The sequence below is a fragment of the Staphylococcus sp. OJ82 genome (assembly GCF_000294465.1).
Taxonomy (GTDB): Bacteria; Bacillota; Bacilli; order Staphylococcales; family Staphylococcaceae; genus Staphylococcus; species Staphylococcus equorum.
Genome location: NZ_ALPU01000004.1, coordinates 1 through 16,239, shown reverse-complemented (window position 1 = coordinate 16,239; position 16,239 = coordinate 1). Strand labels below are relative to the sequence as shown.

Below are 16,239 nucleotides of genomic sequence, written 5' to 3'. Positions count from 1 at the left end.
ATCTCGGACATTATAGTACTTACAACTTTTTATGTATTTTTGTATGATATTATTTATTTCCTATTATACAGGAATAACATTACTTTTGTTTTAGTTATGCAACAATTGTTTATAATTATTTTATGCCTAATTTTTTTTAGTAAAATCAATGTATTTCACTAAATTTAATACATAATAAAAAGGCTGAATCATTAATGGATTCAGCCTTTTGTTATATAAACAATAAGTTATAATTTAATCTTTATTTATTCTACTGTAACTGATTTTGCTAAGTTACGTGGTTTGTCTACGTCTAAATCTCTGTGTAGTGATGCGTAATAAGAAATGAGTTGCATCGTTACTACAGAAACTAATGGTGTTAATAGTTCATGTACTTTTGGAATTACGTAAGTATCGCCTTCTTTGTTTAGACCGTCCATTGAAATGATACATGGGTTTGCACCACGCGCTGCAACTTCTTTCACATTACCGCGGATTGATAAGTTAACTTTTTCTTGTGTTGCTAATGCAATCACAGGTGTGCCTTCTTCAATTAACGCAATCGTACCATGTTTTAACTCTCCACCAGCAAATCCTTCTGCTTGGATATATGAAATCTCTTTAAGTTTTAAAGCACCTTCTAGACTCACATTATAGTCTACTGTACGACCGATAAAGAATGCATTACGAGTAGTTCTTAAGAAATCTGTTGCAATTTGTTCCATAACATCAGCGTCATCTACAATCGCTTCGATTGCAGTTGTTACCTTAGCTAGTTCACGTAATAAACTTACATCTACTTCTTTACCACGTTCTCTCGCTACGATTTTTGCAAAAATAGAAAGTACTGCAATTTGCGCTGTGTATGCTTTTGTTGAAGCAACAGCTATTTCCGGGCCTGCATGTAATAGTAATGTATGGTTAGATTCACGTGATAACGTTGATCCTGCAACATTCGTAACCGTTAACGATTTGTGACCTAATCTGTTCATTTCAACTAATACCGCACGACTGTCTGCTGTTTCACCCGATTGTGAAATATAAATAAATAATGGTTTTTCAGAAAGTAATGGCGTGTTATACACAAATTCTGAAGAAACATGAACTTCAGTAGGAATACCAGCCCACTTTTCGATAAATTCTTTACCTACTAAACCTGCATGATAACTTGTACCTGCAGCAATAATATAAATACGATCCGCTGCTGCAACATCTTTGATAATGTCTTCATCCATTTTCAAGTTACCTTCTTCATCTTGGTATTCTTGAATAATACGACGCATTACTGCTGGTTGTTCATGAATTTCTTTTAGCATGTAGTGGTCATAAACACCTTTTTCAGTATCAGCTGCATCAATTTGTGCTGTATAAGCTTCTCTTTCTTGAACAGTGCCATCTTGATCTTTAATAATAACTTCATCACGTTTAACGATAACAATTTCATGATCGTGAATTTCTTTATATTGGTTCGTAACTTGTAACATAGCCATTGCATCAGATGCAATCACATTGAAATCATCGCCTACGCCAATTAATAATGGTGATTTATTTTTAGCTACATAAATTTTATCTTTATCTTCACTATCGATTAAACCAAGTGCGTAAGAACCCTCTAATAAAGAAACTACTTTTGTAAATGAAGCTTCAGTGGCAAGGCCTGTATTTGAGAAATATTCTACTAATTGTACAATCACTTCTGTATCTGTTTCTGAGATAAATGAAACATCTTTTAAGTATGCGTTTTTAAGTTCTTCATAATTTTCAATTACACCGTTATGCACAAGTGTAAATCGTTCTGATGTTGATTGATGCGGATGTGAGTTTTCATGATTCGGCACACCATGTGTCGCCCAACGTGTATGTCCGATACCTACATTACCATCAGTATCATCACTACCTGCAACTTTTCTAAGCTCAGCAATGCGTCCTTTAGATTTAAATACTGAATTACCTTTGTCATTCACTACTGCAACACCGGCAGAGTCATAACCTCTGTATTCTAATTTTTCTAAACCTTTTAATAACAATTCTTTGGCATTATCATGCCCAATATATCCAACAATTCCACACATTTAATTTTCCTCCAATGTAATGGCGATGGGCAACGAACGTTCAGCGTGTACGAACCTGTTCAATTGCTTATAAGCCATCATAGACGGACTGGTGCCTTTGTTTATTTAAAAGCGAATCCATGTCTAAGATAGGCATATTAGTCCCATACACCTTATAATATTATTTTTATTTTATTTTTGGCTATCTTATTAACTTTGTGCACTAGGTTGCCCTAATGTTTTCCTTAATAAGTTCACGAATGAGCCACATCCGGGATAGCATCCGCCGATGGTTCGATAACTATCCTCCTCGTCTACAAGTACTGATATCATGTCTATTAAGATTTCTGTTATAAACCTTAAATATTTAACATTTATCACTTCACTTGCACAGGCGCTATAATTGAACTAAACGATTTAACTGTCCTCCTTTCCCTCAATAATTCTTATTGTACAATGTAAACAATGTTTATTGCAAATCATTTATTAACATTATTTTTACAACCACTTAAAATTTTATTTATATGTTGTCACACTACGTAATTTTCTTTCTTTTTTATATTAGATAACTGTCGTAAAGTTGTCAAAAACTCTATGACAAAATTGAAATTACTTTAAGTTGTTTATTAATGTAAACAGCCATACAATGAACTTATAAATAAAAAGAGAAAAAGAGGTGCAATTTATGTCACAAACAGAGACTAAAGAAAACAAAGGTATTGGGCGCAAAGTCCAGGCATTTGGCTCGTTTCTTAGTAGTATGATCATGCCAAACATTGGTGCATTTATCGCATGGGGTTTTATCGCTGCTATTTTCATTGATGGTGGTTGGTGGCCAAATAAAGAGTTAAGTGAATTATCTGGACCAATGATTTCATACTTGATTCCATTACTTATTGCTTATAGTGGTGGACGTTTAATTCATGAAATGCGTGGCGGTATTATTGCTGCTGTAGCAACAATGGGGGTTATCGTTGCTTTACCAGATACACCAATGTTACTTGGTGCAATGATTATGGGACCTCTCGTTGGTTGGTTAATGAAAAAAACTGACGAATTTATTCAACCGAGAACACCACAAGGCTTTGAAATGTTATTCAATAACTTCTCTGCTGGTATTTTAGGTTTTATAATGACTATCCTAGGTTTCAAACTTTTAGCACCAATTATGGAATTCATTATGTACATCCTTTCATTAGCAGTTGAAACGTTAGTACATGCTCATTTACTTCCATTAGTAAGTATTATAGTAGAACCTGCAAAAATCGTATTCTTAAATAATGCAATCAACCATGGCGTGTTTACGCCTCTTGGTGCCGATCAGGCAGCTTCTGCTGGTCAATCCATTTTATATACAATTGAATCTAACCCTGGACCTGGTTTAGGTATTTTAGTTGCTTATATGATTTTTGGTACTGGAACTGCAAGAGCAACATCTTACGGTGCTGGTATTATCCACTTCTTAGGTGGTATTCATGAAATTTACTTCCCTTACGTATTAATGCGTCCGTTACTATTCGTAGCTGTAATTTTAGGAGGTATGACAGGCGTTGCTACTTATTCACTATTTGACTTTGGATTCAAGAGCCCAGCTTCACCTGGCTCCTTTATCGTTTATGTTCTGAACGCGCCTAAGGGTGAATTTTTACACATGCTTATCGGTGTAGTACTCGCAGCCTTAGTTTCATTCATCGTTGCTGCCATCATCTTGAAGTTCACAAAAGAACCTGATGAAGATTTAGAAGCTGCAACAGAAAAAATGGAATCTACTAAAGGTAAAAAATCAAGTGTATCTTCTAAACTAACAGGGAATAAAGATAATAATACTGTTGGAACGACTGGTGCTGCAGCTACATCTTCAGATACTGAAAGTAGTGAAGCACAATCTGAAGAAGACTTATTAGATAATTATGATACAGAAAATGTACATGCGCATGATTATAGTAAAGTAAACCATGCTATATTCGCTTGTGATGCTGGTATGGGCTCAAGTGCTATGGGAGCAAGTATGTTACGTAATAAATTTAAAAAAGCAGGTATCCAAGATGTGGATGTTTCAAATACCGCAATCAATCAATTAACTGAGGATGCACAACTTGTTATTACACAGAAAAAACTTACCGATAGAGCAATTAAACAAGCACCTAATGCAATTCATATTTCAGTAGACAATTTCTTAAATTCACCTAGATATGATGAATTACTTGAAAATCTTAAGCAAGACGAAAATTAATTAAAAATTATATAGAATAATACTGGAGGGTATGACTATGTTTTTGAGTACACGTGAAAAAGAAATTATCGAAATGTTAATTAAGTATCACGGTCAATATGTCACGATTTATGACATTGCTCAACATCTAGCTGTATCCTCTCGTACTATTCATAGAGAGTTAAAATCCATTGAGTCATTCATAAATACGTTTAATATTAAATTAGAACGTGTGACTAAAAAAGGAATACAACTCGATGCAGATGAGCATGCAGTGACCTCACTGAAAAATGTACTGTCACAACAAAATACAATCGATTTATCTCAAGAAGAACAAAAAGTTATTATTTTATATGCTTTGATTCAAGCTAAAGAACCTATCAAGCAATATGGCTTAGCACATGAAATTGGTGTATCTACACAGACGTTAACCAAACTTTTGGATGAATTAGACATTGAACTTGATCAATATCAATTAAAATTACAGAAAAAACGCGGCGAAGGTATTCATTTAAGTGGCGCTGAATCAAAAAAACGTGAATTATTAAGTCAACTTATGGTCAATAATTTAAATAGTACGAGTGTCTATTCAGTAATTGAAAATCATTTTGTCTATCAATCCATTAACCAATCTCAACTGGCGATGGTAGATATGGATAAAATTTTCCAAGTAGAACGCATACTTATGGATCATTTAGATCAACTCCCCTATTCATTGACTGAATCTAGTTACCTCACATTGACTGTGCATATTGTATTAAGTATCGATCGCATGCTTAATGGTGAATACGTTGCGCTAAATAATGATATCTATAATAATGTTAAAGATTCATTTGAACACAAAGTAGCTGCTGCACTCGCCTTACATTTAGAACATATTTATGGCGTGCAGTTCAATCAAGCAGAAGTAACCTTTATTACTATTCATTTGCGTGGTGCGAAACGTAAGGAATCCGTTGAAGTGTTTAAAGATAATAAGGATGAAGCTCGTATCGATCAACTTATTCACTTTGTTGCTAAATATTCACAACAAGACTTTAAAGATTGGGATACACTGAGTGAAGGTTTGAAATTGCACCTTATTCCTGCAATTAATCGATTGAACGCAAATATTGAGACATATAATCCATTAACAGAAATGATTAAACATAAATACCCTAGACTTTTTGAAAGTGTACATCGAGGTTTATCACATATTTGGCCAGATTTTAATTTTCCAGATAGTGAAATTGCATTTATTGTGTTGCATTTTGGTGGCGCTATTCAAAATCAAGGAAGTCCATTTTATAGCGTCTTAGTTGTTTGTAGTAGCGGTATTGGCACAAGTCGCTTACTAGCTACACGATTACAGCAAACATTCAGTGAGATTCAAAAAACGACACAAGCTTCTGTTGGAGATTTAAATGAATTAGATTCAACACAATTTGATGCGATTATCACGACCGTAGATTTAGATATTACAACACCTTATATCACTGTAAATCCATTACTGCCTGATTCAGATATTAATCATGTTGCTGCATTTCTAAACATGCAAAAAGACGTACAACCAAGCGACACATTAGATTATACACATCAAAATATACCAGATCCTGAAGCTAAACTATCTTATATCAGAAAAGGTTTAGAACTTATTGATTCAGTATATATTGATTATATAAGCGTTTCTAATTGGACTAACTATTTAACTGAAACATTATTATCTCACCAAATTATTACAGATGGTCAGTCATTCGCTGAACTCATTAAGCATCATATGGACACTCAAGGATTTGTCTTGGAACCATATCCGATAGCCATACCTCATTTAAAGAATCAAATAATTCAAAAGCCTTTTATTTTAATTACGATTTTAAATGAGCCTATCATGCTTAAAAATAATCAAAATGACGATTTATCAGTAAATTATTTATTAAATATGTTTGTACCGCATGATGATACGATGTCACAACTTGTCAGTGACATATCAGGAAAAATGGTTGAACATTTAGACAATATTGATGAATTTATGCAACATCCAGAACAATTGTTAGATATTTTAAAACAGAGTTATCTTATACAATTACAAAATCTATTAAACTTGGAGTGAAGAAAATGAGCGAATTATTCAGTAACGAAAACATTTTTATTAACCAATCAATGAAAGACCAAAACGAAGCAATCGAAAAAGCGGGACAAGCCTTAGTTTCAAGTGGTGCCGTGACAGAAGCATATATTCAAGCAATGAAAGACCGTGAACAAGTTGTTACGACTTTCATGGGTAACGGCTTATCAATTCCACATGGTACTGACGAAGCTAAAACAAGTGTCTTAAAATCAGGATTAACATTAATTCAAATCCCTGAAGGTGTCGATTGGGACGGTGAAGAAGTTAAAGTCGTTGTCGGAATTGCAGGTAAAGACGGTGAACATTTAGATTTACTTTCTAAAATTGCAATTACGTTTAGTGAAGAAGAAAATGTTGAGCGTATTGTTAAAGCTTCATCTGCAGAAGAAATTAAACAGGTCTTTGAGGAGGCTGACGCATAATGAAAGCATTACACTTTGGTGCAGGTAACATAGGCAGAGGTTTTATCGGTTACATCTTAGCTGATAATGACGTTAAAGTAACATTTGCAGATGTGAACGCTGATATTATCAATGCTTTAGATGAAAAACAAGAATATGATGTCATTTTAGCTGATGAAGCTCAAACAACAACACGCGTGCATAACGTTGATGCAATTGATTCAGGTTCTCTTTCTGAAAGTTTGAAAGAAGCAGTATTAGAAGCAGACTTAATTACCACTGCAGTTGGTGTTAATATCTTACCAATTATTGCTAAATCATTTGCGCCCTATTTAAAAGAAAAAGAAACACCTGTAAATATTGTGGCATGTGAAAATGCTATTATGGCTACGAACACTTTGAAAAAAGCGATTCTAGATATAACTGGTCCTTTAGATGACCATATCCATTTTGCTAATTCAGCAGTCGATAGAATCGTGCCAATGCAAAAGAATGAAAATATTTTAGATGTCGTGGTTGAACCATTTTATGAGTGGGTTATAGAAAAAGATAATTGGTTCGGCCCAGAATTAAATCACATTAAATATGTAGATAACTTAACACCATATATTGAAAGAAAACTACTAACTGTGAATACTGGTCATGCTTACCTAGCTTATGCAGGTCGATACTTTAATCAACCTACAGTATTAGATGCTATTAATGATGAGAATATTAAACATGATTTAGATAAAGTGCTTAAAGAAACTAGCCAGTATATTACAAGTCAATTTGATTTTACAGAAAATGAACAAGCACAGTATGTTGAAAAAATTATAGGTCGTTTTAAAAATCCTAACTTATCGGACGAAGTTACACGTGTCGGTCGTGGCACAATTCGTAAAATAGGACCTCAAGATCGTATCATTAAGCCATTAAATTATTTATATCAAAATAATTTAGCGCATGACGGTTTAGTTAAAGCAGCTGCATTGTTGTTAAAATATGATGACTCTAACGATCCCGAAACAGTAGAGAAAAATGATTATATTAAATCCAACAGCGTTGAAGCATTCTTAAAAAATTATGCTAAAATCGATGAACAATTAACTAAAGAAATTGTTCAAGCATATAACGTACTATAATATTTTAAAATTGCTGTCAAATAGTAATAAAAAACTGGGAACAAGTGTTTTAACCTTGTTCCCAGTTTTTTTATTTTATCAAAAATGGAATTTGTTTATTCGTCTAATCCCATTTTATCTTGTACCACGTCTGCAATTGTTTGCGCGAAACGTTGTGCATCTTCATCAGTTGAAGCTTCAACCATTACACGAACAAGTGGTTCAGTACCTGAAGGTCTTACTAATATACGACCTTCCCCGTTCATTTCTACTTCTACTCTTGTCATTACTTCTTGAACATCAATATTTTCTTCTACACGATATTTATCTGTAACTCGTACATTGACTAATGATTGAGGATATTTTTTCATTTGGCCTGCAAGTTGACTTAGACTTTTACCAGTCATTTTAATAATACTTGCTAATTGTACACCTGTTAATAATCCGTCACCTGTCGTATTATAATCCATAAGAACGATATGACCCGACTGTTCGCCACCTAAATTATAATTGCCTCTTCTCATTTCTTCAACAACATAACGGTCTCCAACTTTAGTTTTGTTTGATTGAATACCTTCATTTTCTAAAGCTTTATAAAATCCTAAATTACTCATCACTGTTGAAACAATCATATTGTTATTAAGCTCACGATTCTTAGACATCGCTTGCCCGATAATAAACATAATCTGATCACCATCAACGATTTCTCCATTTTCATCAATAGCGATAAGTCTATCTCCATCACCATCAAAAGCAAGTCCAAAGTCACATTCAGATTCTACAACTTCCTTAGCTAATGTTTCAGGATGTGTTGAACCAACTTCTTTATTTATATTATAACCATCTGGATTACATCCAACTGTCACAGTATCTGCTTCTAAATCTCCGAATAAAAATGGCGCTAATGATGAAGTAGAACCATTCGCTCCATCTAAGCCAATTTTCATGCCGTCTAGATTTACATCTACTGTTGATTTTAAATAACTGATATATTTTTGACTACCTTCAAAATAGTCAGAGTAATGAACGATATCTTCTCCAATTGGTCTAGGTAAGTCAGGATTATCTTGATCTAAAAGAGTTTCTATTTCTTGTTCTTGGTCATCTGACAATTTAAAACCGTCTGAACCAAAGAATTTGATACCATTATCTGGAACTGGATTATGAGAAGCAGAAATCATGACGCCTAAATCAGCTTCCATTGCACGAGTTAAATAAGCAACTCCGGGCGTTGATATAACACCTAAACGCATTACCTCTGCACCAATTGAAATAAGTCCAGCAATTAAAGCAGATTCTAACATTTCTCCAGAAACACGCGTATCTCTACCAACGAGTACTTTAGGGTGCTTTTCCCCTTCATTATGTGCTAATACGTAACCACCGTAGCGTCCTAATTTAAATGCAAGTTCAGGGGTAAGTTCTTTATTAGCTACGCCCCTTACGCCGTCTGTTCCAAAATATTTTGCCATTATATATATCTCCTTTATTTTAAAAAAATCTATTTGACTGTAATTGTTGCAGTTGTATCTTTAGGACTTACTTTAGTAACCTTATCAGGTACTTCAAACGTAATATCTTTTTCAGTAGAACCTGCCACATCATCCAAATCAATATTGGCTGTAATTTCATCAATATCTTCTAGATCTTCTTTATTACCATAAATTTCAACTTCCTCATTATCTAATTCGATATTATCTACTTCACGACCGTTTGATAATGAGCCTACTGTTTTAGTTTTTACTTTCACTTTTTTACTATAGTCTTCTACTTTCACACTTAGATTGACTTCATTTGGTTGAACCATCACATCAATTTTATTTAAGTTTCTATCAAATGCAGTAATTTGTGCAACATCTGTTGTGTCTTTAGAAATTTTACTTTTATTTTTATATGTTGCTTTTAAATAAGCAATTTTATCAATTTGATTTTTACCGCCAGTCACTTTAACAGTTTCTGGTGACACGCTCTGTTCACTCACTTTATATTCCGGATCCAAATCATTATTACTTACATCTGGTTCTACTTTTAATGTTTTACTTACTTTCTCTTCCAGATTTATGGTTGTTTCTTTCGGTTTCACATTATAATCAATATCTTTATTTAACCCATTCACTTGGAATTGTGTAGTATGCTTACCTGCTTTTTCTTCACTCAAGTCTAATACGGCTTTAATACTTTCACCATTTTCAGCCTTTAGTACTTGTGATTGTGGTCCGGATATTTCTACATCTACTTTATTTGGAACTTCACTAGCATACAATGATGTGTTGTCATACTTCACTTGAACTGGTACATCTTCAATTGTTTCTGAAGATTTCTGTCCTAAGTTATCAGCATTAAAAATATTGCCAAACATATTATTAACTGATAAGAAAAATATTAACGCTAATACAAGTGCTATTAACCTTAATCCCCACTTACTTTCTAGCATATTATTTCACACCTTTCTTGTTAAAGTGTGTGCCAAACCAATGTTCAGCCAATAATTCTTCAAAAGCTTCGTTAGAAATATCTTTTCTTAATTTACCATCAAATGTAACGGAAATTGACCCTGTTTCTTCAGAGACAATAACTGTAAAAGCATCAGACACTTCAGAAATACCAACTGCTGCTCTATGTCTTGTACCTAAGCTTTTAGCAATCTTGGCACTATCTGATAATGGTAAATAACTTGCAGCACTTGCAATTTTGTTTTCCTGTATGATCATCGCACCGTCATGTAAAGGTGTGTTAGGCACGAACACGTTTGTTAAAAGTTCTTGTGATATTTCCGAGTTCATGGCAATACCAGTTTCGATATAATCTTGTAACCCTGTTTCATTTTCAAAAACAATCAATGCACCAATACGTCGTTTTGCCATATACTGCACTGCTTTGGATACAGAGGATATAAGTTTTCCTTCATCACTATTTAAATTAGTTGAATAGCGTTTAAATAGACTTCCACGACCAAGTTGTTCTAATGCGCGTCTAATTTCTGGTTGGAATATTACGATTAAAGCTAACACACCCCATTGAATAACTAAATCAAACAATTTGGCTGTGGCTGTTAAATTTAACATTTTACTCACTTGTTGACCAATAACTATTACGACAATTCCCTTTAATAGTTGAATGGCTTTGGTACCTTTAAAAACTGTAATGAGAAGATAAAGTACATACCATACTATGAGCAAATCGAGTACACTTGCAATTATTTTCACTGTACTCCAGTCATCAAAAAAGTTGGATAAATCCATAACATCTCCTCCGGTTATCTGTTCCCATGATATATATTATACCAATCATAAAGCCAACTGTCATATTTAGTATTTAATTTTATTGTAAAAATTAAAAAAACTGATATAGATTTAATCCACATCAGTTTCATTACTAATTATAGAAGCGTTTCTCCAAAGAAACTACCTACTAAACCAACAGCTTGTTTAGCTGTATCATTGGTGTGATCTATTAATGGATTAACTTCAACTATATCCATAGAAGTTACACACTTTGAGTTATGTAATAACTCTAACGCAAAATGACTTTCTCTATATGTCAAACCACCTAAGACTCTAGTGCCTGTTCCTGGTGTTTCAACAGGATCCAACGCATCGACATCTAATGATAAGTGTATACCGTCTGTTTTAGCTTCTAGATACTCTATAGTTTCATCCATTACTTGTTTAATACCATATCGATCAACTTCCGCCATAGTATAAGTTTTAATATTATTTTCTTTTATGTAACGGCGCTCGCCATCGTCTAAGTCTCTCATTCCTATAAGAACGATATTTTCTGGCTTTACTTTAGGTGTATAATTTGAAATGTTAACTAAACGATCATCCCCGTCTCCAGCAAGCACACGTAATGGCATCCCATGTATATTCCCTGATGGTGATTCTTCAGGTACATTCAAATCCCCATGTGCATCATACCAAATAACGCCTAAATTATCATAGTGTTTACTTACGCCAGATATTGAACCTATAGCAATGGAATGATCTCCTCCAAGAATTAATGGGAAGTTATTTTTCTCAATACTATTCGATACAGCTTCACTTAAGTTGTTAGAAACAGTAATAATTTCATCTAAATTTCGTAAGCCCTCTTGCTCTGAATTAAACTTATCTAAATCGATTGCTGGTACTTCAATATTACCAGAATCTTCAACGGATAAACCTATCGCTCTAATACGATCAACAATACCTGCATATCGTATAGCATCTGGACCAAAGTTAACCCCTAATTTCCTTTGACCATATGTTGATGGTGCTCCAATTATTTCTATTTTTTTATTCATGTTAAAAACCCCTTTGCTTTCATCTGTTACTAGAATAATCGAAAGCGCTTTATGTTTCAAGTTAATGTAATATCATAATTTTTTTATAAAATCGACATTTTACATATAAAACCAGTATAATGATTTATAATTCATAAAAAGGCCTTATATTAGCTTTTACATACTATTCTAATCATAAAAATGTATATAAATTATTTTGAATTTTCTTTATTATATTATCATTTAAAATTTTTTAGTAATTTTAATTTTCAACACAAAAAAAGCATTTCTCATAAGAGAAATGCTATAGAGTGAGCCATAGTGGGCTCGAACCACTGACCCTCTGATTAAAAGTCAGATGCTCTACCAACTGAGCTAATGGCTCTAAATGGCTGGGCTAGCTGGATTCGAACCAACGAGTGACGGAGTCAAAGTCCGTTGCCTTACCGCTTGGCTATAGCCCATTAATGGTGGAGGGGGGCAGATTCGAACTGCCGAACCCGAAGGAGCGGATTTACAGTCCGCCGCGTTTAGCCACTTCGCTACCCCTCCGCTATTAAATTAAAAATGGTGGAGGATGACGGGTTCGAACCGCCGACCCTCTGCTTGTAAGGCAGATGCTCTCCCAGCTGAGCTAATCCTCCAATATGTATGACCCCGACGGGACTCGAACCCGTGTTACCGCCGTGAAAGGGCGGTGTCTTAACCGCTTGACCACGGGGCCATATGGCTCCACAGGTAGGACTCGAACCTACGACCGATCGGTTAACAGCCGATAGCTCTACCACTGAGCTACTGTGGAATAATGAAATTGCCTGGCAACGTCCTACTCTTGCGGAACGTAAGTCCGACTACCATCGGCGCTAAGGAGCTTAACTACTGTGTTCGGCATGGGAACAGGTGTGACCTCCTTGCCATTGTCACCAGACAATGAACTGTATAAAAAATTATACATTCAAAACTAGATAGTAAGTAAAATTTGATAATGCCAAACAAAACACTTTTTAAATTTGATTAAGTCTTCGATCGATTAGTATTCGTCAGCTCCACATATCGCTATGCTTCCACCTCGAACCTATTAACCTCATCATCTTTGAGGGATCTTATAACCGAAGTTGGGAAATCTCATCTTGAGGGGGGCTTCATGCTTAGATGCTTTCAGCACTTATCCCGTCCATACATAGCTACCCAGCGATGCCGTTGGCACGACAACTGGTACACCAGAGGTATGTCCATCCCGGTCCTCTCGTACTAAGGACAGCTCCTCTCAAATTTCCTGCGCCCACGACGGATAGGGACCGAACTGTCCTCACGACGTTTCTGAACCCAGCTCGCGTACCGCTTTAATGGGCGAACAGCCCAACCCTTGGGACCGACTACAGCCCCAGGATGCGATGAGCCGACATCGAGGTGCCAAACCTCCCCGTCGATGTGAACTCTTGGGGGAGATAAGCCTGGTTATCCCCGGGGTAGCTTTTATCCGTTGAGCGATGGCCCTTCCATGCGGAACCACCGGATCACTAAGTCCGTCTTTCGACCCTGCTCGACTTGTAAGTCTCGCAGTCAAGCTTCCTTATGCCTTTACACTCTATGAATGATTTCCAACCATTCTGAGGAAACCTTTGAGCGCCTCCGTTACTCTTTAGGAGGCGACCGCCCCAGTCAAACTGTCCATCTGACACTGTCTCCCACCATGATAAATGGTGCGGGTTAGAAATCCAACACAGCAAGGGTAGTATCCCACCAACGCCTCGACGTAAGCTGGCGCTCACGTTTCAAAGGCTCCTACCTATCCTGTACAAGTTGTACCGAATTTCAATATCAGACTACAGTAAAGCTCCACGGGGTCTTTCCGTCCTGTCGCGGGTAACCTGCATCTTCACAGGTACTATGATTTCACCGAGTCTCTCGTTGAGACAGTGCCCAAATCGTTACGCCTTTCGTGCGGGTCGGAACTTACCCGACAAGGAATTTCGCTACCTTAGGACCGTTATAGTTACGGCCGCCGTTTACTGGGGCTTCGATTCGTAGCTTCGCCGAAGCTAACCACTCCTCTTAACCTTCCAGCACCGGGCAGGCGTCAGCCCCTATACATCACCTTACGGTTTAGCAGAGACCTGTGTTTTTGATAAACAGTCGCTTGGGCCTATTCACTGCGGCTCTCCTGGGCGTTAACCCTAAAGAGCACCCCTTCTCCCGAAGTTACGGGGTCATTTTGCCGAGTTCCTTAACGAGAGTTCGCTCGCTCACCTTAGAATTCTCATCTTGACTACCTGTGTCGGTTTGCGGTACGGGCACCAAAATTCTAGCTAGAGGCTTTTCTTGGCAGTGTGAAATCAACGACTCGAGGAAACAATTTCCTCTCCCCATCACAACTTGACCTTAAGAGTGCCGGATTTGCCTAACACTCAGTCTCATTGCTTGGACGTACAATCCAATAGTACGCTTCGCCTATCCTACTGCGTCCCCCCATCGCTTAAAACGAAATTTGGTGGTACAGGAATATCAACCTGTTATCCATCGCCTACGCCTATCGGCCTCAGCTTAGGACCCGACTAACCCAGAGCGGACGAGCCTTCCTCTGGAAACCTTAGTCAATCGGTGGACGGGATTCTCACCCGTCTTTCGCTACTCACACCGGCATTCTCACTTCTAAGCGCTCCACATGTCCTTGCGATCATGCTTCAACGCCCTTAGAACGCTCTCCTACCACTGTCCTTACGGACAATCCACAGCTTCGGTAATATGTTTAGCCCCGGTACATTTTCGGCGCAGTGTCACTCGACTAGTGAGCTATTACGCACTCTTTAAATGATGGCTGCTTCTAAGCCAACATACTAGTTGTCTGGGCAACGCCACATCCTTTTCCACTTAACATATATTTTGGGACCTTAGCTGGTGGTCTGGGCTGTTTCCCTTTCGAACACGGACCTTATCACCCGCGTTCTAACTCCTAAGATAAAATTGATTGGCATTCGGAGTTTGTCTGAATTCGGTAACCCGATAAGGGCCCCTCGTCCAAACAGTGCTCTACCTCCAATAATCATTACTTAAGGCTAGCCCTAAAGCTATTTCGGAGAGAACCAGCTATCTCCAGGTTCGATTGGAATTTCTCCGCTACCCACAACTCATCCGCTCACTTTTCAACGTAAGTCGGTTCGGCCCTCCATTCAGTGTTACCTGAACTTCAGCCTGGTCATGGGTAGATCACCTGGTTTCGGGTCTACGACCAAATACTCAACGCCCTATTCAGACTCGCTTTCGCTACGGCTCCACATTAACTGCTTAACCTTGCATCAAATCGTAACTCGCCGGTTCATTCTACAAAAGGCACGCCATCACCCATTAACGGGCTCTGACTACTTGTAAGCACACGGTTTCAAGTTCTATTTCACTCCCCTTCCGGGGTACTTTTCACCTTTCCCTCACGGTACTGGTTCACTATCGGTCACTAGAGAGTATTTAGCCTTGGGAGATGGTCCTCCCGGATTCCGACGGAATTTCTCGTGTTCCGTCGTACTCAGGATCCACTCAAGAGTGAACAAACTTTCGACTACAGGATTATTACCTTCTTTGATTCATCTTTCCAGATGATTCGTCTAATTTGTTCTTTTGTAACTCCGTATAGAGTGTCCTACAACCCCAACAAGCAAGCTCGTTGGTTTGGGCTCTTCCCGTTTCGCTCGCCGCTACTCAGGGAATCGATTTTTCTTTCTCTTCCTGCGGGTACTAAGATGTTTCAGTTCCCCGCGTCTGCCTTCAGATATGCTATGTATTCACATATCGATAACACGACATAACTCGTGTTGGGTTTCCCCATTCGGAAATCTCTGGATCAAAGCTTACTTACAGCTCCCCAAAGCATATCGTCGTTAGTAACGTCCTTCGTAGGCTTCTAGTGCCAAGGCATCCACCGTGCGCCCTTAATAACTTAATCTTTTCGACCTTCAACACGATAAAATCGGTTGAAAACCTAAAATGTTATTAATCTGTGAGTGTTCTTTCGAACACTAGCGATTATTTCTATTTTTTGAATTCAAGCTTTTTAAAACTCTAATTCACTCGGTTTTGCTTGGTAAAATCATAAATTTTACTTACATATCTAGTTTTCAATGTACAAAA

Annotated in this window: 9 protein-coding genes, 6 tRNA genes and 2 rRNA genes; 4 read left to right on the top strand and 13 right to left on the bottom strand. The window is 37.0% G+C overall.

Translation table 11 applies throughout. From position 1 onward, the window contains the following. Nucleotides 1–245: 245 nt before the first annotated feature. Nucleotides 246–2,051, bottom strand: coding sequence for a glutamine--fructose-6-phosphate transaminase (isomerizing) (glmS, locus tag SOJ_RS05140; RefSeq protein ID WP_002507025.1), 1,806 nt, complete (start codon nt 2,049–2,051; stop codon nt 246–248). 664 nt (nt 2,052–2,715) lie between these two features. Here glmS and SOJ_RS05135 point away from each other — a divergent pair. The 4 genes from SOJ_RS05135 to SOJ_RS05120 are packed head-to-tail and all read left to right on the top strand — an operon-like array spanning nt 2,716 to nt 7,874. Further along, complete coding sequence (locus SOJ_RS05135) at nt 2,716–4,263, top strand: PTS mannitol transporter subunit IICB (RefSeq protein WP_002507024.1); 1,548 nt, start codon at nt 2,716–2,718, stop codon at nt 4,261–4,263. Between the two features lie 37 nt (nt 4,264–4,300). After that, a complete protein-coding gene (locus tag SOJ_RS05130; RefSeq protein ID WP_002507023.1) occupies nt 4,301–6,331 on the top strand; it encodes a BglG family transcription antiterminator in 2,031 nt (676 codons plus the stop codon). 5 nt (nt 6,332–6,336) lie between these two features. Continuing rightward, nucleotides 6,337–6,771, top strand: a complete 435-nt coding sequence (locus SOJ_RS05125) for a PTS sugar transporter subunit IIA (RefSeq protein WP_002507022.1) — start codon at nt 6,337–6,339, stop codon at nt 6,769–6,771. Next, nucleotides 6,771–7,874: a mannitol-1-phosphate 5-dehydrogenase gene (locus tag SOJ_RS05120; RefSeq protein WP_002507021.1), complete on the top strand. Its 1,104-nt coding sequence runs from the start codon at nt 6,771–6,773 to the stop codon at nt 7,872–7,874. The genes SOJ_RS05125 and SOJ_RS05120 overlap by 1 nt, the downstream gene beginning before the upstream one ends. 95 nt (nt 7,875–7,969) lie before the next feature. On the opposite strand, the gene glmM is transcribed toward SOJ_RS05120, so the two are convergent. The 12 genes from glmM to SOJ_RS05060 form a co-directional block, all read right to left on the bottom strand. Next, nucleotides 7,970–9,325: a phosphoglucosamine mutase gene (glmM, locus tag SOJ_RS05115; RefSeq protein WP_002507020.1), complete on the bottom strand. Its 1,356-nt coding sequence runs from the start codon at nt 9,323–9,325 to the stop codon at nt 7,970–7,972. A 29-nt stretch (nt 9,326–9,354) separates the two neighbouring features. Then, on the bottom strand, nt 9,355–10,287 hold the full coding sequence (locus SOJ_RS05110) for a CdaR family protein (RefSeq protein ID WP_002507019.1): 933 nt from the start codon (nt 10,285–10,287) through the stop codon (nt 9,355–9,357). Nucleotide 10,288: 1 nt separating this feature from the next. Beyond that, nucleotides 10,289–11,095 carry a diadenylate cyclase CdaA gene (cdaA, locus tag SOJ_RS05105; RefSeq protein WP_002507018.1) on the bottom strand — a complete coding sequence of 269 codons (807 nt, stop codon included), beginning with the start codon at nt 11,093–11,095 and terminating at the stop codon, nt 10,289–10,291. A gap of 137 nt (nt 11,096–11,232) precedes the next feature. Further along, entirely contained in the window at nt 11,233–12,138 is a 906-nt protein-coding gene (gene rocF / locus SOJ_RS05100; RefSeq protein WP_002507017.1) for an arginase, read from the bottom strand. Nucleotides 12,139–12,429: 291 nt separating this feature from the next. After that, nucleotides 12,430–12,502: transfer RNA gene (locus SOJ_RS05095), tRNA-Lys, on the bottom strand. A gap of 4 nt (nt 12,503–12,506) precedes the next feature. After that, nucleotides 12,507–12,581 (bottom strand) — tRNA-Gln (locus tag SOJ_RS05090). 4 nt (nt 12,582–12,585) lie between these two features. Then, nucleotides 12,586–12,669: transfer RNA gene (locus SOJ_RS05085), tRNA-Tyr, on the bottom strand. Nucleotides 12,670–12,685: 16 nt separating this feature from the next. Continuing rightward, a tRNA-Val gene (locus SOJ_RS05080) sits at nt 12,686–12,761 on the bottom strand. 8 nt (nt 12,762–12,769) lie between these two features. Continuing rightward, a tRNA-Glu gene (locus SOJ_RS05075) sits at nt 12,770–12,841 on the bottom strand. 3 nt (nt 12,842–12,844) lie between these two features. After that, nucleotides 12,845–12,919: transfer RNA gene (locus tag SOJ_RS05070), tRNA-Asn, on the bottom strand. A gap of 11 nt (nt 12,920–12,930) precedes the next feature. Further along, nucleotides 12,931–13,045: ribosomal RNA gene (gene rrf / locus SOJ_RS05065) — 5S ribosomal RNA — on the bottom strand. Between the two features lie 82 nt (nt 13,046–13,127). Beyond that, nucleotides 13,128–16,054: ribosomal RNA gene (locus SOJ_RS05060) — 23S ribosomal RNA — on the bottom strand. Between the last annotated feature and the right edge of the window lie 185 nt (nt 16,055–16,239).

Excerpts from the sequence above, each read along its gene's own strand:
- glmS (WP_002507025.1), bottom strand. The coding sequence starts at position 2,051 with ATGTGTGGAATTGTTGGATATATTGGGCATGATAATGCCAAAGAATTG.
- SOJ_RS05135 (WP_002507024.1), top strand. The coding sequence starts at position 2,716 with ATGTCACAAACAGAGACTAAAGAAAACAAAGGTATTGGGCGCAAAGTC.
- SOJ_RS05130 (WP_002507023.1), top strand. The coding sequence starts at position 4,301 with ATGTTTTTGAGTACACGTGAAAAAGAAATTATCGAAATGTTAATTAAG.
- SOJ_RS05125 (WP_002507022.1), top strand. The coding sequence starts at position 6,337 with ATGAGCGAATTATTCAGTAACGAAAACATTTTTATTAACCAATCAATG.
- SOJ_RS05120 (WP_002507021.1), top strand. The coding sequence starts at position 6,771 with ATGAAAGCATTACACTTTGGTGCAGGTAACATAGGCAGAGGTTTTATC.
- glmM (WP_002507020.1), bottom strand. The coding sequence starts at position 9,325 with ATGGCAAAATATTTTGGAACAGACGGCGTAAGGGGCGTAGCTAATAAA.
- SOJ_RS05110 (WP_002507019.1), bottom strand. The coding sequence starts at position 10,287 with ATGCTAGAAAGTAAGTGGGGATTAAGGTTAATAGCACTTGTATTAGCG.
- cdaA (WP_002507018.1), bottom strand. The coding sequence starts at position 11,095 with ATGGATTTATCCAACTTTTTTGATGACTGGAGTACAGTGAAAATAATT.
- rocF (WP_002507017.1), bottom strand. The coding sequence starts at position 12,138 with ATGAATAAAAAAATAGAAATAATTGGAGCACCATCAACATATGGTCAA.